Below are 20,370 nucleotides of genomic sequence, written 5' to 3'. Positions count from 1 at the left end.
CGCATGTTCCTGATTAAAACGCTGTTACTGAGTTTTCTTTGTATCACTCTGCTGTCACTTGCCGCGAGCGTCGGCCAGAAGATGTATCACCATGAGCCACTTTCGCAGCGTGGCTGGTGGGCTGCCCGCAGCGACTCCGCGGGGCTCGCACCGGATCCGAGAAAAAACGCCCGGCTGGCATTGGTGCAGGTTTACGCCGCGCCGACATGGGGCTGGAAAGGCGTGGTCGCGGTCCATCCCTGGATAATCTATAAGCGCGCCGGAGAAACCCATTACACCCGCTATGAAGTGATTAGCTGGGGCGCAGGTAAGAAAGTGCGGCGCAGCCAAAACGTGCCGGACGGTTACTGGTATGGCTCGAAACCCCGCCTGTTGGTTGAGCATCGTGGCAAGGAAGCCGAAGCCATGATCCCTCAAATTGAAGCGGCTATCGCCTCCTGGCCGTGGCCAGAGACTTATCGCGTCTGGCCTGGCCCAAACAGCAACACGTTCATCGCCCATATCGGGCGGGAAGTTCCTGCGCTGAAGCTGGATATGCCCGCCAATGCTATCGGCAAAGATTTCCGTCCGCTGCGCCATGTTGTCGGCTTGCCGCCGTCAGGACGTGGCGTTCAGGTCTCTGTTTTGGGCGTGGCGGGATTTACGCTGGGCGCGGAAGAGGGGCTTGAAATTAACATTCTGGGGCTGAATATGGGACTGGATCTCTCGCCGCTTAAACTCAGGCTGCCCTTTATTGGCGGAGTGGGAAGCGATAATTTGCAGAAAAACAGGGAAGGCGGCGAGGGATAAACTGTCGTTTACGCATTGGCGAACACGTTCCGGTGATGTTTTGTCCCGGCTTTCTGTCCTGCCGCCGCCGAAAAAATGCGCCCGCAGGCGCATCGTGTTTAGTGCAGGCAGCAGTGCTTATACTTTTTACCGCTGCCGCAAAAGCAGGGATCGTTTCGCCCAGGCTTTTGTTCGGCCACCACCGGCTGCTGCGGCTCAGGCACCGCTTCCGGCTGGGCTATCCAGTAATCATGCAGCGCCAGCGCGGCGGGGCGGATAGCAGCGAAACTCGCTTCGAGTGCTTCCTGGGAGAGCGATTCCAGCTGTGGGAAGTTCTCTTCCTTGCCGTGTAGGGCGATGGCGTCCAGCGCGGGCTGCAGCGATTCCGGCAGTGATGACCAGTCGCCGAGTGCCACGCCGCGCAGATAGCCAAAGCACCACTCTTCCACCACGGTAAATTCCTGGCCTTCGGTCTCGCGCACGCCAAACAGCGGATCGAACTGATCGGGGAATTCCGCGAGACGATCGGCGATATCGTTCATATGCTGGAAGCACAGATCCATAAAGCGGTTCATCTCACGCTCGTTGCTCCAGCGGGGAATGCGGTTTTGACCGCCCCACAGCGCGACCAGCCATTCGCTCGGCTCAATCGTTTTTGGGCCGGAAAGCACGGCGGTCAGCAGGCCATCGAGCTCGGCGACATCGACAATCGAATCCTTGCTGCCATACTTTTCCAGCATCTCGTCAAGCCATTCCAGCTCTTTCTCGGTCAGCGGGCCTTCTTTCATCATGTTGCCTCCTCGGCGCTTAGGTCCAGGACTGGCAGTGTAAACACTTACCTTGTCACTTTAGTCATCAATCTGTTAACCGCGGCGTTATCTGCTAAAGATACGACGCGCTTAAAACGGGTATTCAGGACGAAAAGAAAAATCCACGCCAGAGCGTGGATTTTACATTCTCAGTCAGCTTTATGAGATGGAACACCACCCCACACGCGAAAAGAAATGGTCAGACGTTGAACAGGAAGTTCATGATATCGCCATCTTTGACGATGTAATCTTTTCCTTCGGCACGCATTTTACCGGCTTCTTTCGCGCCCTGTTCGCCTTTGTAAGCGATGAAATCGTCATAAGCGATGGTTTGCGCGCGGATAAAGCCTTTTTCGAAATCGGTGTGGATTTTACCCGCCGCCTGCGGGGCGGTGGCACCGACAGGAATGGTCCAGGCGCGCACTTCTTTCACGCCAGCGGTGAAATACGTCTGCAGGTTCAGCAGCGCGTAGCCGGCGCGGATCACGCGGTTCAGGCCCGGCTCTTCGAGGCCCAGCTCCTGCATAAACTCATCGCGCTCTTCATCGTCAAGCTCAGCGATATCCGCTTCCACGGCGGCGCACACCGGCACAACCACAGAGCCTTCTTTCGCGGCGATTTCACGCACCTGATCCAGGAACGGGTTGTTCTCGAAACCGTCTTCGTTGACGTTCGCGATGTACATGGTCGGCTTGAGCGTCAGGAAGCTCAGGTATTTAATGAGATCTTTCTCTTCTTTGCTCAGATCCAGCGCGCGCAGCATACCGGCGTTCTCAAGCTGCGGCAGGCATTTTTCCAGTACGGCCAGCTCGGCTTTGGCGTCTTTATCGCCGCCTTTGGCTTTCTTGGAGATACGATGAATCGCACGCTCGCAGGTATCGAGGTCAGAAAGCGCCAGCTCGGTATTAATGGTATCAATATCTTCCGCCGGGTTTACTTTGCCCGCGACGTGGATGATGTTGTCGTTTTCAAAGCAGCGCACCACGTGGCCGATAGCTTCGGTTTCGCGGATGTTGGTCAGGAACTGGTTGCCCAGGCCTTCACCTTTGGACGCGCCCTTCACCAGACCGGCGATATCCACAAATTCCATCGTGGTCGGCAGAATACGCTGCGGCTTCACGATCTCGGCGATTTTATCCAGACGCGGATCGGGCATAGGCACGACGCCGGTGTTCGGCTCAATGGTACAGAACGGGAAGTTCGCCGCCTCAATACCTGCTTTGGTCAGCGCATTGAACAGAGTGGATTTACCGACGTTCGGCAAGCCGACGATACCGCATTTGAATCCCATGGTTTACATTACCTTAATTGCTTGTTTATCAGAGGGTTAAAATTAACCCGATGATGAGAAATGGTGTTATTTGGCTATTATACACGTAACGGGCGCGCAACGGGGGAGAAATCGCCCTTATGCCGCGCCGCCACGCGGTTTATTGCGCTTTAAAACTGTGCAGACGGTTAGTGGCTTTGGTTAAGCCGTCCTGCAGCCAGATTTCGGTGCAGCGTGCCGCTTCGTCCACGGCCTCGTCAATCAGCTTTTGCTCGCTCACTGGCGGTTTGCCAAGCACAAAGCCGACAACTTTGTTTTTATCGCCCGGATGACCAATGCCCAGCCGTAAGCGGTGAAAATTAGGGTTATTCCCCAGCTTGCTGATGATGTCTTTCAGGCCGTTATGACCGCCATGACCGCCGCCTAATTTGAACTTCGCCACGCCTGGCGGCAGATCGAGTTCATCGTGCGCCACCAGAATTTCATCCGGCGCGATACGGTAAAACGTGGCCATCGCCGCCACGGCTTTGCCGCTCAGGTTCATAAAAGTGGTCGGCACCAGCAGGCGCACATCGTTGCCGTTCACGTTGATGCGTGAGGTATAGCCGAAAAATTTAGCCTCTTCTTTCAGCGGGGCGCGAAAGCGATCCGCCAGCAGATCCACATACCATGCGCCCGCGTTATGACGGGTGGCGGCATATTCCGCGCCGGGGTTCGCAAGCCCGACTATCAGTTTAATCGTCACGTTACTGTTCCTGAAAACCTCTGTTTGCGGCGTAGTTTACTGTGCTGTCGCGCAGATCACAAAACCGCGTCGCACCGATGAATGGAAATCAATAATCACAATCATGAATAATTAGATTTTCATGTAATTCATTGGCTTATTTGTAAAGTTTCGTCCAGAGAAAGTTCATAATTGTGATCCCCGGCGCAACCCGCATTTATAAGCGTTGCCTATACTTTACACATAAATAACAGGGATACTTTCCCGCCCATTCTTCCGGAGGTGACTATGAAACGCAAAAACGCGTCGTTGCTCGGCAATTTCTTGATGGGGCTGGGGTTAGTGGTCATGGTTGGCGGGGTCGGTTACTCCATTCTCAACCAGCTGCCGCAGCTAAACCTGCCGCAGTTTTTCGCGCATGGCGCGGTATTAAGTATCTTCGTCGGGGCCGTGTTATGGCTGGCAGGCGCCCGCGTTGGTGGTCATGAACAAGTGTGCGATCGTTACTGGTGGGTGCGCCATTATGACAAACGCTGCAAGCGCAACCATCACTCCAGTTCATAATGATTACTCTCGTTAATACGTAAACGCTGTAAAAGCTCCCGCCGGTCGGGAGCTTTTTTTATGATACGCTCTTGACCCTTACGTTACGTCAGGGCTCACAGTGGGCTTCGAAAGGGAAGAGGAGAGGCGTTATGTTGCTACAGGTTGGTGAACTCGCAAAGCGCGCCGGGCTGACGGTCCGCACGCTGCATCACTACGAAAGCCTCGGTCTGCTCATTCCCTCCGGCCGCACGGCCGCCGGTTACCGCCTCTATAACCGCGATGATATTCAGCGCCTGCATCATATTCAGGCACTGACGCGAATGGGGTTGAGTCTGGCGCAGGTGCGGGAGTGTCTGGAGAGCGGCAGCATGACGCTGCCGGAAGTCATTGACACGCAAATCACCCAGCTGAATGCACAGCTTACGCGTACCGCGATACTGCGCGACCGGCTGGTGGTGCTGCGTGACGGGCTTCTGGCCGGTTGTGAGCCGGATCTTCAGGAATGGCTGAAAACACTGGAGTTAATGACGATGTATGAGAAATGGTTTTCGCACGACGAACTGAAACAGTTGCCGTTTGCGCAGGAAAACGCCGAGCGCGAAGCGCAGTGGGCGGCGCTGGTGAATGAGGTTAAGGCAGCGGTTTCTCAGGGCGTACCGGTCAGCAGTCCGGCTGCGCAGGCGCTCGCCACGCGCTGGATGGAAACGCTGGAGCGGGATACCGCGGGCAACCCTGCGTTCCTGACTCGCCTCAACGACATGCATGCCACCGAGCCTGCGATGCGCGATAAAACTGGTATTACGCCGGAGATAGTCGACTGGATCACGCATGCCTTTGCCGAAAGCAAGCTTGCAATCTACGAGCGTTATCTGACGCCCGAAGAGTACGCGTTCACCCGTGAGCACTATTTCGATCGCATGATGGAGTGGCCGCCGCTGGTGGCGAAACTTCATGCGGCGGTGGACGCGCACCTCTCCCCGCAAAGCGAAGAAGCTCGCGAAATTGCGGCGCACTGGCTGACGCTGTTTTCTTCGTTCGCTGGCGATAACCCGCAGACGCAGCAGAAATTTCGGGAGGCGATGATGCGCGAACCGCATCTTTCTAAAGGCACCTGGATGACGCCGGAAACGCTCGCCTGGCTGCAACAGGCATTCGGCGCGTTGATGCAGGCGCAGGGGGCTGCGCCTGCACGTTGATTCACGGCGCGGCTAAGGCTGCGTCGCTCCCCGGGAAGAAAGCAAGACGCCCAGGGATGGGCTGAACGCCTGCGCGCGCCAGCGTGCGCAGCGGCTGGAATTCGAGATGACAGATGCGCAGCTCGCAGCCATCCGGCAGGCGTTCAATAAAGCGTTGCAGGGCATCCAGGCCACCCGCGTCCAGCACCGGCACTGCGTCCCATTGCATCACGATAACGCGTTTGCCCGCCGCCTGCGCCAGCAGCGGCGTAAAGACGCCTTCTGCCGCGGCGAAGAACAGCGGCCCGGTCACCCGCACGGCCAGGACATCCTCTGGTACGGAAACATTCAGCGGCGCGAGCCGCGTCATGCGCGCCACCCGGCGCATAAACAGTAGCGAGGCCAGCACCACGCCGACGCTGATGGCTATCACCATATCAAACAGCACCGTCAGCGACATGCAGATAAGCATCACGACGATGTCATCCTTCGGCGCGCGGCGCAGCAGGCCAATCACCTTATGCGCTTCGCTCATGTTCCACGCCACCATCAGCAGCAGGGCGGCCATCGCTGAGAGCGGAAGCCAGGAGAGCAGCGGGGCGAGCGCCAGCAGCGCTAACAGTACCAGTAGCGCATGGAACACCGCGGCGACAGGCGAAGTAGCACCCGCGCGGACGTTGGCCGCCGAACGGGCTATCGCGGCGGTGGCGGTGATGCCGCCAAAGAACGGCGCGACCAGATTACCAAGCCCCTGGCCGATTAGCTCACTGTTGGCGTTATGGCGCGTACCGGTCATGCCGTCCAGCACGACCGCACACAGCAGGGATTCGATAGCGCCCAGCACCGCCATAGAAAACGCGGCGGGCAGCAGCGCGCGCAGCGAATCCAGGCTTAACGTAAATGACGACCCCGGCAGATCCCACGGCAGCACCAGTTGTGGCAGGAGTGGCGGGATACCGTTGCCCTGTGTGCCGTCTGCCAGCAGATAATGAAAACGTGAACCGATGGTCGCGACATTCCCGCCCAGCAGATGAACGACGCCCATCACCGCGCAGCCCGCCAGCAGCGCCGGTAAATGCCCCGGCAGACGGATGCCGAGACGCGGCCAGAACACCAGCACGCCCAGCGTGACGATACCAATCGCCGCATCGCCAGGATTCAGACCAGGCAGCGCCACCGCCAGCGCGGCCACTTTCGGCAGGTAATGTTCCGGCATATGCGCGATGTCGAGGCCGAAAAAGTCTTTGATCTGCATGGTCGCGATGGTAATGCCGATGCCGGAGGTAAAGCCCAGCGTGACCGGCAGCGGAATATACTCAATCAGTCGCCCGAAGCGCGCCAGCCCGAACAGAATTAAAAAGATACCCGAGAGCAGCGTCGCCACCAGCAGTCCGGAAAGCCCAAATTGCTGCGCGACAGGGTAGAGAATGACCACAAACGCGGCGGTCGGCCCCGAGACGCTGTAGCGCGAACCGCCGCTCAGCGCGATAACAATGCCCGCGATGGCGGAAGTATAGAGGCCGTATTGTGGCGGCACGCCGCTACCAATAGCCAGCGCCATGGCGAGCGGAATGGCGATAATGCCGACGGTGATGCCAGCAATCAGATCGCGGCTCAGCCGGGAGACGGTATATTTTTCACGCCAGCAGGCTTCCACCAGCGCACGGAAAGGAAGGATTTGCGAGAGATATTGGGTGTTCACGATATTTCATCCATGCGTTCACCACCATGTAAAAAAATATACGATGATGAATACATAAATCATACAAATAAAACAAAAGAATAAAAAAACCCGCCGGGGCGGGTTTTTACGCTCAGTCCGATTAATGCTCGAACATGGCGGAGATAGATTCTTCGTTGCTGATACGACGAATCGCTTCGGCCAGCATACCGGAGAGGGTCAGCGTGCGCACATTCGGCAGCGCTTTGATCTCTTCAGACAGCGGGATAGTGTCGCAGACCACCACTTCATCAATCACGGAGTTGCGCAGATTATTCAGCGCGTTGCCGGAGAAAATCGGGTGGGTGGCGTAGGCGAAAACGCGTTTAGCGCCGCGCTCTTTCAGCGCTTCAGCCGCTTTGCACAGGGTGCCGCCGGTGTCGATCATGTCATCTACCAGTACGCAGTCGCGGCCTGCCACGTCACCGATGATGTGCATCACCTGAGAGACGTTCGCACGCGGACGACGTTTGTCGATGATAGCCATGTCGGTATCGTTGAGCAGTTTTGCGATGGCGCGAGCGCGCACCACGCCGCCGATGTCCGGAGAAACCACAATCGGGTTATCCAGGTTCTGCTGCAGCATATCTTCCAGCAGAATCGGGCTGCCGAAGACGTTATCTACCGGCACATCGAAGAAGCCCTGAATCTGTTCTGCGTGCAGGTCCACAGTGAGAACGCGGTCAACCCCTACGCTGGACAGGAAATCCGCCACCACTTTCGCGGTGATAGGCACACGCGCGGAACGCACGCGACGGTCCTGACGGGCATAACCAAAATAAGGGATAACGGCGGTAATACGACCTGCGGAAGCGCGGCGCAGGGCGTCGACCATGACAACCAGTTCCATCAGGTTGTCGTTGGTGGGGGCACAAGTGGACTGGATGATGAAAATATCACCACCGCGTACATTTTCATTAATTTGTACGCTGACTTCGCCGTCGCTAAAGCGACCGACAGCAGCGTCGCCGAGGGAAGTGTACAGGCGGTTGGCAATACGTTGTGCTAGTTCCGGGGTGGCGTTACCAGCAAAAAGCTTCATATCAGGCACGAGAAGAACCTCAGGCATGCGTCCAGTGGTGGATGGCGGCGCCGCAAAACGCGACAGGAAGCAGGTTCGCCATCCAGGCGGTGTATTTAAAGAGCATGGCGCAACGTCTGGAACATAGGTGACGTTGTCACCACGACTCAGTTTGCCCGGCGATGGCTTGCTGTAACGGGGAGTGGTTGACGCCTCGCGCAACAAAACCCTTCAGCCATTCCGGGGCTTTCTCAAGCACCCGGCGGGCCTCGGATTCGGTGTTAAATTCAGCAAACACACAAGCTCCGGTGCCGGTCAGGCGCGACGGCGCGTATTCTAACAGCCAGGAAAGCGCGGCATCAACCTCACGAAAACGTTTTCTTGCGATATGCTCGCAATCGTTGTGAAATTCACATTTCAGCAACGTTTCCATTGACCGGACAGGCGTATCGCGCGTGAGCTCCGGATCGCCGAAAATCACGGGTGTGGGAATGCTCACGCCCGGGTGCGCCACCAGATACCATTTCTCCGCAGGGCTTGCAGGCGTCAGCAATTCGCCGACCCCTTCGGCGAAGGCCGCGCGGCCACGCACGAACACCGGCACGTCGGCACCAAGTTGCACGCCAAGGCGCGCCAGTTCATCTTCGCTAAAGCCGGTTTGCCAGAGGTGATTGAGCGCTACCAGAACCGTCGCGGCGTTGGACGAACCGCCGCCGAGCCCGCCGCCCATCGGTAAACGCTTCTCCACGCCCAGATCCGCCCCCGCGCCCTCAGGCAGCCGTCCGGTTTCACGAGCGCGCGCCATCAGAAGCCTTGCGGCGCGCATGATGAGATTGTCCTCTTGCGCCACGCCCTCAACGGGTGTCACCAGCCGAAGCTCGCCGTCCATGCGCGGCGTTATCAGCACCGTGTCGCCATAGTCGAGAAACTGAAACAGCGTCTGTAAATTGTGATAGCCGTCGTTACGACGGCCCGTGATATATAAGAAAAGATTAAGCTTCGCCGGGGAGGGCCAACGGGTCATTATTTAACAATCCAGTTATCCATTTTGAGCTTGATGCGCTGGTCGCCTTCGCGCAGCTCCAGGTTAGAGGGCATCGCAGGCTGGGTTTTAGTGTCGTAACCGCCGTATACCACTTTCCAGGTTTTGCCGTTCTGGGTGTAATTCACTTCGCGTAAACGGTATTGATCGTCAAGCGAGTAGTCGGTCGCATCGCCCGGCAGGCCGACAATCCACTGGCGCAGACTATTGAGCGGAATCGGCATGCCGGTCAGTTTGCCGATCATCTCCTCGGCGTCCGTGGCCTGGTAGCGTTTGCCTTTGTTATCCACCAGTTCCACGGCACCCGGCTTCGCGTTCAGTTCAAGCTCGGTGCTGCCAAGCGGATTAGTGAGCAGCAGGCGATAGTTTTCTTTGCCGGTCTGCTGCCAGAAGAAACGCGCGTAGACTTTCTGCTGGTCGGAAAGATAGGCGAAAGCGCCGCGGGTCTGGAACTGCGCGAGGTTTTGCACCTGCTGTTGATGCTGTCGCCACTGGGGAGAGTCAGGGCTTTTGCCAGGGCCTTGCGGGGCATGGCTGACACAGGCGGTCAGCACCAGGCTCGCCAGCGGGGCGAGAGACCAAAAACGCACAGAAGAAATCGCCATAACAGGAACAAATCCTTGATGTTGATTGAGGTTATAACCCTTCATGCTAGCGTCAGGGGCTGAGGGCGTCTATGGTCAAGTTGTCTTAAATCATGAATCTGTCTATTACTCCAAAAGAGGCGGTTCTCTTTTATTGACCTTACGCATCCTGTATGATGCGCACAGCAAACCTTATCAACGCTGGTACTATTCCCGCTCCATGACCCTGTTAGCTCTCGGCATCAACCACAAGACGGCTCCTGTTTCGCTGCGAGAACGCGTGACGTTTTCGCCGGATACGCTCGACCAGGCGCTGGAAAGCCTGCTGTCGCAGCCGATGGTGCAGGGCGGTGTGGTGCTCTCGACGTGTAACCGCACCGAGCTTTACCTGAGCGTTGAGGAACAGGACAATCTGCACGACAAGCTCGTGCGCTGGCTGTGCGATTATCACAATCTCGACGAAGAGGAAGTGCGCAACAGCCTCTACTGGCACCACGATAACGACGCCGTCAGCCATCTGATGCGCGTCGCCAGTGGTCTCGATTCGCTGGTGCTGGGCGAGCCGCAAATCTTAGGCCAGGTGAAAAAAGCCTTCGCCGATTCTGGTCGCGGCCACGCGAACGCCAGCGAGCTGGAACGCATGTTCCAGAAATCTTTCTCCGTCGCCAAACGCGTGCGTACTGAAACCGATATCGGCGCCAGCGCCGTGTCGGTAGCGTTTGCCGCCTGTACGCTGGCGCGGCAGATTTTCGAATCGCTCTCGACGGTCACTGTGATGCTGGTCGGCGCGGGTGAAACCATCGAGCTTGCGGCCCGTCACCTGCGCGAACATAACGTGCAGAAAATGATCATCGCCAACCGTACCCGCGAGCGCGCCCAGCGCCTGGCGGATGAAGTCGGCGCGGAGGTTATCGGGCTTGGCGATATCGACGAGCGCTTAAAAGACGCCGATATCATTATCAGCTCCACCGCAAGCCCGCTGCCGATTATCGGCAAAGGCATGATGGAACGCGCGCTGAAGGCCCGCCGCAACCAGCCGATGCTGCTGGTGGATATCGCCGTGCCGCGTGATGTCGAGCCGGAAGTAGGCAAGCTTGCCAATGCCTATCTCTACAGCGTTGACGATCTGCAGAGCATCATCCAGCACAACCTCGCGCAGCGTAAAGCCGCAGCGGTGCAGGCGGAGTCTATCGTCGAGCAGGAAGCCTGCGAATTTATGGCCTGGCTGCGCGCCCAGAGCGTCAGCGAGACCATCCGCGAGTATCGCGCCCAGGCCGATCAGGTGCGCGAAGAGCTCACCAGCAAAGCCCTGGCGGCGCTGCGCACCGGCGGCGATGCCGAAGCCATCATGCAGGATCTGGCGCGCAAGCTGACCAACCGCCTGATCCACACCCCAACCAAATCTCTTCAGCAGGCTGCCCGTGACGGGGATGATGAACGCCTGCATATTCTGCGCAACAGCCTCGGGCTGGAGTAGCACAACACAATTCTAATTACAGGGTGATCTACCGCCTATGAAGCCTTCTATCGTTGCCAAACTGGAAGCCTTGCAGGAGCGTCATGAAGAAGTTCAGGCTCTGCTGGGCGATGCGGGTACGCTTGCCGATCAGGAGCGTTTTCGCGCGCTGTCGCGCGAGTATGCCCAGCTGAGCGACGTTTCGCGCTGTTTCCTTGAATGGCGCCAGGTCCAGGAAGATATGGAAACCGCGCGCCTGATGCTAAGCGACCCGGAAATGCGCGATATGGCGCAGGACGAGCTGCTGGAAGCGAAGGCTAAAAGCGAAGCGCTGGAGCAGGAGCTTCAGCTTTTGCTGCTGCCGAAAGATCCTGACGATGAACGTAACGCGTTCGTGGAAGTGCGTGCGGGCACTGGCGGCGATGAAGCCGCGCTGTTCGCAGGCGATCTCTTCCGTATGTACAGCCGTTACGCCGAATCGCGCCGCTGGCGTGTGGAGATCATGAGCGCCAGCGAAGGCGAGCATGGCGGTTATAAAGAAGTCATCGCCAAAATCAGCGGCGAGGGCGTCTACGGGCGTCTCAAGTTTGAGTCCGGCGGGCATCGCGTACAGCGCGTTCCTGCGACCGAATCTCAGGGGCGTATCCATACCTCCGCCTGCACTGTGGCGGTGATGCCGGAGCTGCCGGAAGCCGAACTGCCGGACATCAACCCGGCGGATCTGCGTATCGACACCTTCCGCTCCTCCGGCGCGGGCGGTCAGCACGTTAACACCACCGACTCCGCCATTCGTATCACCCACCTGCCGACCGGCATTGTGGTGGAGTGCCAGGACGAGCGCTCACAGCACAAGAACAAAGCCAAAGCGCTGGCGGTGCTGGGCGCGCGCATTCACGCCGCCGAAGTGGCCAAACGCCAGCAGGCGGAGGCCTCCACGCGCCGCAATCTGCTCGGCAGCGGCGATCGTTCGGACCGCAACCGCACCTACAACTTCCCGCAGGGCCGCGTGACCGATCACCGCATCAACCTGACGCTTTACCGTCTTGACGAAGTGATGGAAGGCAAACTGGACGCGCTCATTGAGCCGATTATCCAAGAGCATCAGGCCGATCAGCTGGCGGCGCTGGCTGAGCAGGAGTAATGGAATATCAGCAGTGGCTGAAACAGGCCATCGAGCGTCTCACTGCAAGTGAATCTCCGCGCCGCGACGCGGAGATCCTGCTGGCGTTTGTGACCGGCAGGACGCGCACGTTTATCCTCGCCTTTGGCGAAACCGCGCTGACTGACGATGAACACGCGCGGCTCGATGCCCTGCTGGCGCGCCGCGCCGCGGGCGAGCCGGTGGCGTATCTCATCGGCCAGCGTGAATTCTGGTCGTTGCCGCTGGAGGTTTCCCCGGCAACGCTTATCCCCCGTCCCGATACCGAATGTCTGGTGGAGCAGGCGCTGGCGCGTCTGCCGGCCACGCCGTGCCGCATTCTCGATCTCGGCACCGGCACCGGCGCGATTGCGCTGGCGCTTGCCTCCGAGCGGCCTGACTGCCACGTCACCGCGCTGGATGTCATCCCGGAGGCTGTGGCGCTTGCGAAACGCAACGCACAGCGGCTCGGCATCGATAATGTCACGATTTTGCAAAGCCACTGGTTTTCCGCACTGACGGACGCGCGTTTTTCGCTTATCGTCAGCAATCCGCCGTATATCGATGGCGACGATCCGCATCTCTCGCAGGGCGACGTGCGTTTTGAGCCGAAAAGCGCGTTGGTGGCGGATAACGCGGGCCTGGCCGATCTTGAAACGCTGGTGACTGAGGCACGGCGCTTTCTTGAGGATAACGGCTGGCTCATGCTGGAACATGGCTGGCAGCAGGGCGAGGCGGTGCGCGAACTTTTTACGCGCGCGGGCTATCAGGCTGTTGAAACCTGCCGCGATTATGGCGGTAATGAACGTCTGACGCTGGGACACTATCGCGACACACAGGATCGCAACACACAGGAGTAAGGCAGCATGGCCGCTTATTTTGCAGTAAAACACCTACATATTCTGACGGTGGTGATTTCCATCAGTCTGTTTATTTTGCGCTACTGGTGGCAGTACCGCAGCTCGCCGATGTCCTCAAAGCGCTGGGTGCGCATCGTGCCGCATGTCAACGACACCGTATTGCTCGGCAGCGGCGTGGCGCTGGTACTCATCACGCATTTTTATCCTTTTACCCCACAGGGCGCATGGCTGACTGAAAAGCTCTTTGGCGTTATCATCTACATCGTTTTAGGCTTTATCGCGCTCGGGCGTCGCCCGCGCAGCCAGCAGGTCCGCTGGATTGCCTTCCTGCTTGGGCTGGTGGTGCTTTACATCATCGTGAAACTCGCCACCACTAAAGTACCGCTATTGGGGTTGATATGAAGTCGTTGGCCGATTTCCAGTTTAACAACGCGCCGCTCTGTGACGGCATGATTTTGGTTTCACAGCATATCCGCGACGATTTTCCGGTGCAGGACGTCTACGACCAGCTCGAAAGCCTGGTGCGTCTGGCCCGTGAAGAGATCTGCGAAGGTTCACATCAGGATACACAACTTGAGCGCCTGCTGGAGCTGTTTTACGGCGAGTGGGGCTTTAGCGACGCGCGCGGCGTTTACCGCCTGTCTGACGCGCTGTGGCTGGACAAAGTGCTGAAGAAACGCCAGGGCAGCGCGGTGTCGCTCGGGGCTATTCTGCTGTGGATAGCCGGGCGTCTTGATATTCCGCTGATGCCGGTCATTTTCCCGACGCAGCTGATTCTGCGCGCCGACTGGATGGATGGCGAAATGTGGCTCATCAACCCGTTTAACGGTGAAACGCTTGATGAACATACGCTTGAAGTCTGGCTTAAAGGCAACATCAGCCCGGTGGCTGAGCTTTATATGGATGACCTGGAAGAGTCTGAACACAGTCTCGTCATCCGCAAACTGCTCGACACGCTGAAATCGGCGCTGATGGAAGAGCGGCAGATGGAGCTCGCGCTGCGCGCCAGCGAAGCGCTGCTGGAGTTTAACCCGGAAGATCCGTATGAGATCCGCGACCGCGGACTGATTTACGCCCAGCTCGACTGCGAGCACGTGGCGCTCAATGATTTAAGCTATTTTGTGGAGCAGTGCCCGGAAGATCCGATTAGCGAGATGATTCGGGCGCAGATTAACTCGATTTCGCACAAGCAGATTACCCTGCACTAAGCGCGGCGTGTACCGATTTACACAGGATAAAGGCGACAATATGAAACAAAAAGTGGTTAGCATTGGCGACATCAACGTCGCGAACGATCTGCCGTTCGTACTGTTTGGCGGCATGAACGTGCTGGAATCGCGCGATCTGGCGATGCGCATCTGCGAGCACTACGTCACCGTGACCCAGAAGCTCGGCATTCCTTACGTTTTCAAAGCGTCTTTTGATAAAGCCAACCGCTCCTCTATTCACTCTTACCGCGGCCCGGGCCTTGAAGAAGGGATGAAAATCTTTCAGGAGCTGAAGCAGACCTTTGGCGTGAAAATTATCACCGATGTACACACCGCCGAGCAGGCACAGCCGGTTGCGGATGTCGTGGACGTTATCCAGCTGCCGGCCTTCCTGGCGCGCCAGACCGATCTGGTTGAAGCGATGGCGAAAACCGGCGCGGTCATCAACGTGAAAAAACCGCAGTTCATCAGCCCGGGGCAGATCGGCAATATCGTCGATAAATTCAAAGAGGGCGGCAACGAGCAGGTTATCCTGTGCGATCGCGGCACCAACTTTGGTTATGACAACCTGGTAGTCGACATGCTGGGCTTTGGTGTGATGAAGAAGGTCTCTGGCAACGCGCCGGTGATTTTTGACGTGACCCACGCGCTGCAGTGCCGCGACCCGTTCGGTGCCGCGTCCAGCGGTCGTCGCGCCCAGGTGACGGAACTTGCCCGCGCCGGTATGGCAACGGGCCTTGCAGGGCTCTTTATCGAAGCGCACCCGGACCCGGAAAACGCGAAATGCGACGGCCCGTCCGCGCTGCCGCTGGCGAAGCTCGAAGCGTTCCTCACGCAGATCAAAGCGATCGACGATCTGGTGAAAAGCTTCCCGGAACTCGATACCGAGCATTAATCGAGCCGGCCGTAAAAAGAAAAACCCCGCGATGCGGGGTTTTTTATTGGGGTAATAAGGCGGGTGCGCAGGCTTACCCGCCCTACGAAACATATTTAGCCTCTTATTGTAGGGTGGGTAAGCGCAGCGCACCCACCGCCAGGAGCAGGCACCACACGTAGGGTGGGTAAGCGAAGCGCACCCACCGCCAGGAGCAGAAACCACACGTAGGGTGGGTAAGCAACGCGTACTCACCATTCCAGCGCAGCGCGCCCACCAAAAACTCTACGCAAAAATCGTCATCAAATACGCCGCGAACAACGCCAGATGCGCGCTGCCGTTCAACACATTCGTGCGCCCGGTGGAAAACGAAATCTGGCACAGCATCAACGCCGCGAGCATCACCACCATTTCCGGCGCGCCGAGCGCAAACTGCAAATCGTTGCCGGTCAGAATCGCGATAATCGTCACGGTCGGCACGGTCAGTGAAATAGTCGCCAGCACCGAGCCGAAAAAGAGATTCATCGCGCGCTGCACCTGATTATTCAGCACCGCTTTCAGCGCGCCCAGGCCTTCCGGCGAGAGGATCAGCAGCGCCACCAGGAAACCGGTAAATGACACCGGCGCGTTAAGGTGGCTTAACAGCGCTTCAAGCGGGTTCGCGTTCATTTTGGTCACTGCGATCACCGCGACCAGATGCACAATCAGCCACACCGCGTGCCACAGGCTGCTGTGCGCCGACGGCTTACCGTGGTGCGGATCGTCGTCATCGCTCTCGTCTTCATGCTCATAAACAAACAGGCTCTGGTGCGTTTTGGTTTGGATCAGCAAAAACACGCCATACATCGCGGCGGAAATCATCGCCACCAAAAGCGACTGGCCGGTAGAAAAGTTACCGCCCGGCAGCGCCATCGGAAACACCAGCACAATCACCGCCAGTGGGAAAAGGGCGATCAGATACTGTTTAATCCCGAAAAGATTTACATATTGCGTGGCGAATTTACGCCCGCCGAGCAGCAGCGCCACGCCCACCAGGCCGCCGCTGACAATCATAATGATCGAATAAAGCGTATCGCGCATCAGCGTCGGCGCGGCATCGCCCGTCGCCATGAGCGCGGAGATCAGGCTTACTTCAAGGATAACGACCGAAAGACTCAGAATCAGCGATCCATACGGCTCGCCGAGGCGATGCGCCAGCACATCCGCGTGGCGCACCACGCTAAACGCGCTGCTCAGAATCGCGACCAGCGCCAGCGCGTTGATGCCGATAATCACTGGCAGCGACTGGCTGGAACCCCAGAACGCCAGCACCGCCAGCGCTAATACCGGGAAAATGAGAGAAGACTCCTTATGGCGGGTCTTCACCGCCTCATGGTTTGTTTTTGTCACGTTAATTCTCCAGAGAAGCAGGTGATAATCATTATAGTGATGAGGAAGACAGAGCGTAAAACTACCAAAAAATGCGCGGTCAGGAGGCTTTATTTACGATTTTTTACGGCTAAACCGTAACTTTGCAGTAAATGCGTCAAAAATCCGAATTTCATTGAGGAACCATTTATCAAACAAGGCATTGTGAAGGCATCACAACATGCTTCGCTTGCGGCTGGCGCGCTTTCTGATTGTGTTCCACACTTATCTTTTTATGAAATAAAGGAGCGTAGCGATGCCTTACTCTTCAAGAACCGATTTGCCCGATAATGTCCGCAACGTCCTCCCGGCGCATGCGCAGGATATTTATAAAGAGGCGTTCAACAGCGCCTGGGATCAATATAAAGACGAAGATGACCGGCGCGGCGACGCCAGCCGGGAAGAAACGGCGCATCGCGTCGCGTGGGCCGCCGTTAAACATGAGTATGAAAAAGGCGATGACGATAAATGGCATAAGAAAAAATAATGCTTTGTTAATCGCCTGATTCCTCTCCATCTTTACCTCTGTTCCCGTAAAGCGCGCGGGAACAGATAAGTTTTTTGTCGGTTGAAAACGCCGCTGCGGTCTTGTCAGCGGCGCGTTAATCCCCTATCGTCACCCCGTAATTGCTTTCTGATTGAGCGATAAAAAGATTCTGAAAGCGCTTAAAATCGCAGGGAAGCAGCCGTGGTGGAGGTAGAAGGTGTTAACACGTGATTTCTTAATGACAGCAGACTGTAAGACGGCTTTCGGAGCCATTGAGGAATCGTTACTGTGGACGCCAGAGCAGCGGGCGGCGTCACTGGCCGCCACGCTCGCCTGTCGACCTGAGAACGAACCGGTCTGGATTTTTGGTTACGGCTCCCTGATGTGGAACCCGGCAATGGTCTTTGAAGAGCGCTGCGCCGCGACGCTAAACGGCTGGCACCGCGCGTTCTGCCTGCGGCTCACCGCCGGGCGCGGCAGTGCCTGCAAACCCGGGCGCATGCTGGCGCTGAAAGAGGGCGGAGCCACCACCGGCGTGGCGTATCGTCTGCCGGAGGCAGAGCTTGAAACCGAACTGACGCTGCTGTGGAAGCGCGAAATGATCACCGGCTGTTATCTGCCCGGCTGGTGCAGGCTCACGCTTGACGATGGGCGCACCGTTCATGCGCTGGTGTTTATCATGGATCCGAGCCACCCGCTGTATGAAGCCGACACCCGTCCGGCCACCATCGCGCCGCTGATTGCCCGCGCGAGCGGCCCGCTTGGCACCAATGCGCAGTACCTCTTTTCGCTTGAGCAGGAGCTGAAAAAGCTCGGCATGTGTGAAGCATCGCTGGATGAACTGGCGTCTGAAGTACGCGCGTGTCAGGCGCAAGATGATGACGAGAGTGGCGATCTGCAACCGCATTTCGCCTGAAAAAACCCCGGCGAGTGCCGGGGAGAATGGTCAGGCCGGAACGTAGCTGATGGAGTGTTCCAGCGTCTGGCTGTGACTGTCGATAAGCACATCCCAGACGCCGCTGTAAGGCACGCTGATATACGCGCTGTTGCGGTTCTGGACGCTTAAAATATCTGCTCCCGCACGCCTGGCGCGTTCACCCGCGCTCATTAAATGGATATGGCAATTCGCTGAGCAGCGCACCACCACCGTGTCTCCGCCAAACAACTTCAGGCTTGCTTTTACCCGCGCCATCTTTAACCCCTCTGTCAATGATAAATCCGTCAGGACAGCCTTTCGAACGTGAGGCTGTTCACAAAACCTGTCGGAAATAACACCAAAGAGGGAGGCCGCGAACGCTGATTTTGATCAAAAAATGCGGCCACAACACGATATTCATCACATTGTTCGTTAAAGCGGCGGGCAGGCGCGCGGAAAATGTCTCAATGCGCGCCTGCGCCTGATTAAATGCGGAAATGGCTGGCCGTCTGGGCTAGTTCTCCCGCCTGGCCCTGCAACGCGCCCGCTGCGGCGGCCGACTGTACCACCAGCTCGGCGTTCTGCTGCACCATCTGATCGAGCTGCAGCACCGCGTGGTTAATTTCCTGAATGCCTTTCATCTGCTCGCTGGTGGCGACGGTGATTTCACGCATAATGCCGGAAACGTTGCCGATGCTGCTGACTATCTCCTCCATCGATTCGCCCGCGAGGCGCACGTAGCGCGAGCCGGTCGCGACGCTTTCCGTTGTGGAGTCGATAAGCGATTTAATCTCTTTCGCGGCCTGAGCGCTGCGGCTGGCGAGGTTACGCACTTCACCCGCCACCACCGCGAAGCCGCGGCCCTGTTCGCCGGCGCGCGCGGCTTCCACCGAGGCGTTCAGCGCCAGAATGTTGGTCTGAAACGCGATACCGTCGATAACGCTGGTGATATCGCCGATTTTCGCCGAGGCGCTTTCAATCAACTGCATCGTGGAGATGGCTTTAGACACCACTTCACCGCCGCGCGAGGCGGCATCCGTCGCGCTCTGCGCCTGGGTATTAGCCTGCGCCGCCGCATCGGTAGAGTTAGCGACCGACGCGGTTATCTGTTCTACCGCGCTCGCCGTTTCACGCAGGCTGGAGGCCGCCTGTTCGGTGCGCCCGGAGAGATCCTGGTTCCCGGCCGCGATTTCATTCGCCGCCACTTTCACTGATGCGCTGGCGTCGCGCAACTGGCCCATTACGCCCGCGAGCTTATCGCAGAAGGCGTTAAAGGCATGGGCGATTTGCGCCACTTCGTCCCGGCCATCTTCCGGCAGGCGCTGAGAAAGATCGTTAGTGCCGCTGCTGATAGCCACCAGCGCGTCGCGGATCATCAGCAGGCGTTTTAACAGTCGGGTGACCAGGAAATGCATCAGCGCGCCGGTAATCAACAGCAGCACCAGCACGGAAATAGCCGAGGTATTGAGCAGTGCGCGCATGCCTGACGTGGCGTCGTTTTCATCAAGAGCGACCACCAGATACCACTGGGTGCCCGGTACGCGCGTGGCCAGCAGTGCTTTTTGCGCGCCGCCGATATCGCCTTCCAGCGCCGTATCGCTCGTTTTCAGCTCGCTGAACGCGACGCCTGATACCGCCTTATCAAAAGGTTTTGACGTCAGCGCCGGGTCTTTTGCGGCAATCAGCGTGCCGTCCTCGTTCACCAGCAGCCCGCTGCTGTTTTCGGTCGGGTGAATGCTGCGCACGTTGGCAATTACGCTCTCCATGGAGAGATCGCCTGCGACCACCGCCGCAATGACGCCGTTTTGCTTCACCGGCACCGCGAACGTCACCACCAGCTTGCCGGTGCCGGCGTCCACGTAAGGCGCGGTCACGACCGGCGCGTCAGCCTTTACCGCCTGCTGATACCAGGGGCGAATGGTCGGATCGTAATCCGCCGGGACGCCTTCCGGGTTAGAGAATTTCGCGGTTTTAGTGGCATAACCGGCGTAGACATTCATAAAGCCGCCCGCTTTCGCCATCTGCGTAAAGACCGGCACCGGATCGGCGCCCAGCGCGACGGTATCCAGCGACTGGATCATTGCCGTTTTGCTGTTCACCCAGTCGCTGATGGCGAGATTATGGCTGGCGCTGGTACTGCGCAGCGTATTCAGGCTCGCCTGCTGATTATCCAGCCGGGTGACCTGATAGTTCATGATGGTATTCAGTAACAGCGCACCGACCAGGCAGCCTGCGGTGGCTGCGATGATGCGCGCGCGAATGGACGTTAACATAGGCGTATACCCTGCTGTGTGTTGTGTGAGCGTTATGTTTCAGACGAGCGTGTTGTTGTAGGTTTTAAGTAAAATATCGGCACACAGGGCGG

Annotated in this window: 21 protein-coding genes; 11 read left to right on the top strand and 10 right to left on the bottom strand. The window is 57.8% G+C overall.

Annotated features, from left to right (window positions below; genetic code table 11):
* Nucleotides 1–3 precede the first annotated feature (3 nt).
* Complete coding sequence (locus G9X48_RS06775; protein ID WP_097641342.1) at nucleotides 4–789, top strand: DUF3750 domain-containing protein; 786 nt, start codon at nucleotides 4–6, stop codon at nucleotides 787–789.
* A 98-nt stretch (nucleotides 790–887) separates the two neighbouring features.
* On the opposite strand, the gene G9X48_RS06770 is transcribed toward G9X48_RS06775, so the two are convergent.
* From G9X48_RS06770 to pth, 3 genes are all read right to left on the bottom strand, one after another.
* Entirely contained in the window at nucleotides 888–1,556 is a 669-nt protein-coding gene (locus G9X48_RS06770) for a YecA family protein (RefSeq protein WP_097641348.1), read from the bottom strand.
* A gap of 220 nt (nucleotides 1,557–1,776) precedes the next feature.
* Nucleotides 1,777–2,868, bottom strand: a complete 1,092-nt coding sequence (gene ychF, locus G9X48_RS06765; protein WP_004387866.1) for a redox-regulated ATPase YchF — start codon at nucleotides 2,866–2,868, stop codon at nucleotides 1,777–1,779.
* A 139-nt stretch (nucleotides 2,869–3,007) separates the two neighbouring features.
* Complete coding sequence (gene pth / locus G9X48_RS06760) at nucleotides 3,008–3,592, bottom strand: aminoacyl-tRNA hydrolase (RefSeq protein ID WP_004387867.1); 585 nt, start codon at nucleotides 3,590–3,592, stop codon at nucleotides 3,008–3,010.
* Nucleotides 3,593–3,859: 267 nt separating this feature from the next.
* On the opposite strand from pth, the gene ychH reads away from it, so the two are divergent.
* The gene (gene ychH, locus G9X48_RS06755; protein ID WP_007850694.1) at nucleotides 3,860–4,135 is read left to right on the top strand and encodes a stress-induced protein YchH; all 276 of its coding nucleotides are present in this window, start codon (nucleotides 3,860–3,862) and stop codon (nucleotides 4,133–4,135) included.
* A 131-nt stretch (nucleotides 4,136–4,266) separates the two neighbouring features.
* Nucleotides 4,267–5,313 (top strand): MerR family transcriptional regulator, encoded by a 1,047-nt coding sequence (locus G9X48_RS06750; RefSeq protein ID WP_097641343.1) that lies wholly within the window; start codon nucleotides 4,267–4,269, stop codon nucleotides 5,311–5,313.
* Between the two features lies 1 nt (nucleotide 5,314).
* Here G9X48_RS06750 and dauA read toward each other — a convergent pair whose 3' ends face one another.
* From dauA to lolB, 4 genes are all read right to left on the bottom strand, one after another.
* Nucleotides 5,315–6,994 carry a C4-dicarboxylic acid transporter DauA gene (gene dauA / locus G9X48_RS06745; RefSeq protein ID WP_004386059.1) on the bottom strand — a complete coding sequence of 560 codons (1,680 nt, stop codon included), beginning with the start codon at nucleotides 6,992–6,994 and terminating at the stop codon, nucleotides 5,315–5,317.
* A gap of 121 nt (nucleotides 6,995–7,115) precedes the next feature.
* Nucleotides 7,116–8,063: a ribose-phosphate diphosphokinase gene (gene prs, locus G9X48_RS06740; RefSeq protein WP_004386060.1), complete on the bottom strand. Its 948-nt coding sequence runs from the start codon at nucleotides 8,061–8,063 to the stop codon at nucleotides 7,116–7,118.
* Between the two features lie 127 nt (nucleotides 8,064–8,190).
* Nucleotides 8,191–9,057 carry a 4-(cytidine 5'-diphospho)-2-C-methyl-D-erythritol kinase gene (ispE, locus tag G9X48_RS06735; protein WP_012124533.1) on the bottom strand — a complete coding sequence of 289 codons (867 nt, stop codon included), beginning with the start codon at nucleotides 9,055–9,057 and terminating at the stop codon, nucleotides 8,191–8,193.
* Nucleotides 9,057–9,680 (bottom strand): lipoprotein insertase outer membrane protein LolB, encoded by a 624-nt coding sequence (gene lolB / locus G9X48_RS06730; RefSeq protein ID WP_097641344.1) that lies wholly within the window; start codon nucleotides 9,678–9,680, stop codon nucleotides 9,057–9,059. The genes ispE and lolB overlap by 1 nt, the downstream gene beginning before the upstream one ends.
* 199 nt (nucleotides 9,681–9,879) lie before the next feature.
* On the opposite strand from lolB, the gene hemA reads away from it, so the two are divergent.
* Genes hemA through kdsA form a run of 6 tightly spaced genes read left to right on the top strand, consistent with a single transcriptional unit; the run spans nucleotide 9,880 to nucleotide 15,216 of the window.
* On the top strand, nucleotides 9,880–11,136 hold the full coding sequence (gene hemA / locus G9X48_RS06725; protein ID WP_004386063.1) for a glutamyl-tRNA reductase: 1,257 nt from the start codon (nucleotides 9,880–9,882) through the stop codon (nucleotides 11,134–11,136).
* Between the two features lie 37 nt (nucleotides 11,137–11,173).
* On the top strand, nucleotides 11,174–12,256 hold the full coding sequence (prfA, locus tag G9X48_RS06720; protein WP_007868426.1) for a peptide chain release factor 1: 1,083 nt from the start codon (nucleotides 11,174–11,176) through the stop codon (nucleotides 12,254–12,256).
* Nucleotides 12,256–13,113 (top strand): peptide chain release factor N(5)-glutamine methyltransferase, encoded by an 858-nt coding sequence (prmC, locus tag G9X48_RS06715; RefSeq protein ID WP_063264456.1) that lies wholly within the window; start codon nucleotides 12,256–12,258, stop codon nucleotides 13,111–13,113. The genes prfA and prmC overlap by 1 nt, the downstream gene beginning before the upstream one ends.
* Before the next feature lie 6 nt (nucleotides 13,114–13,119).
* On the top strand, nucleotides 13,120–13,515 hold the full coding sequence (gene sirB2, locus G9X48_RS06710) for an invasion regulator SirB2 (RefSeq protein ID WP_004388050.1): 396 nt from the start codon (nucleotides 13,120–13,122) through the stop codon (nucleotides 13,513–13,515).
* Nucleotides 13,512–14,321, top strand: a complete 810-nt coding sequence (sirB1, locus tag G9X48_RS06705) for an invasion regulator SirB1 (RefSeq protein ID WP_004388051.1) — start codon at nucleotides 13,512–13,514, stop codon at nucleotides 14,319–14,321. Before sirB2 ends, sirB1 begins: the two co-directional genes overlap by 4 nt.
* Nucleotides 14,322–14,361: 40 nt before the next feature.
* Entirely contained in the window at nucleotides 14,362–15,216 is an 855-nt protein-coding gene (gene kdsA / locus G9X48_RS06700; RefSeq protein WP_004388052.1) for a 3-deoxy-8-phosphooctulonate synthase, read from the top strand.
* A 264-nt stretch (nucleotides 15,217–15,480) separates the two neighbouring features.
* Here the strand turns inward: kdsA and chaA are convergent, their stop codons facing one another.
* Complete coding sequence (chaA, locus tag G9X48_RS06695; RefSeq protein ID WP_004388053.1) at nucleotides 15,481–16,584, bottom strand: sodium-potassium/proton antiporter ChaA; 1,104 nt, start codon at nucleotides 16,582–16,584, stop codon at nucleotides 15,481–15,483.
* 274 nt (nucleotides 16,585–16,858) lie between these two features.
* Between chaA and chaB the strand changes: the two genes are divergently transcribed.
* Together chaB and G9X48_RS06685 are read left to right on the top strand one after the other, a co-directional pair.
* Entirely contained in the window at nucleotides 16,859–17,089 is a 231-nt protein-coding gene (gene chaB / locus G9X48_RS06690; RefSeq protein WP_004388054.1) for a putative cation transport regulator ChaB, read from the top strand.
* Between the two features lie 217 nt (nucleotides 17,090–17,306).
* Entirely contained in the window at nucleotides 17,307–18,005 is a 699-nt protein-coding gene (locus tag G9X48_RS06685) for a gamma-glutamylcyclotransferase (protein WP_054624936.1), read from the top strand.
* Between the two features lie 30 nt (nucleotides 18,006–18,035).
* Here G9X48_RS06685 and G9X48_RS06680 read toward each other — a convergent pair whose 3' ends face one another.
* Together G9X48_RS06680 and G9X48_RS06675 are read right to left on the bottom strand one after the other, a co-directional pair.
* A complete protein-coding gene (locus G9X48_RS06680) occupies nucleotides 18,036–18,281 on the bottom strand; it encodes a DUF1883 domain-containing protein (protein WP_004388056.1) in 246 nt (81 codons plus the stop codon).
* Nucleotides 18,282–18,490: 209 nt separating this feature from the next.
* The gene (locus G9X48_RS06675) at nucleotides 18,491–20,278 is read right to left on the bottom strand and encodes a methyl-accepting chemotaxis protein (RefSeq protein ID WP_063264454.1); all 1,788 of its coding nucleotides are present in this window, start codon (nucleotides 20,276–20,278) and stop codon (nucleotides 18,491–18,493) included.
* Nucleotides 20,279–20,370: the final 92 nt, after the last annotated feature.

This window comes from Cronobacter sp. HA18006 (genome assembly GCF_011605445.1).
GTDB lineage: Bacteria > Pseudomonadota > Gammaproteobacteria > Enterobacterales > Enterobacteriaceae > Cronobacter > Cronobacter sakazakii.
This window is presented reverse-complemented; position numbering and strand designations above follow the sequence as displayed.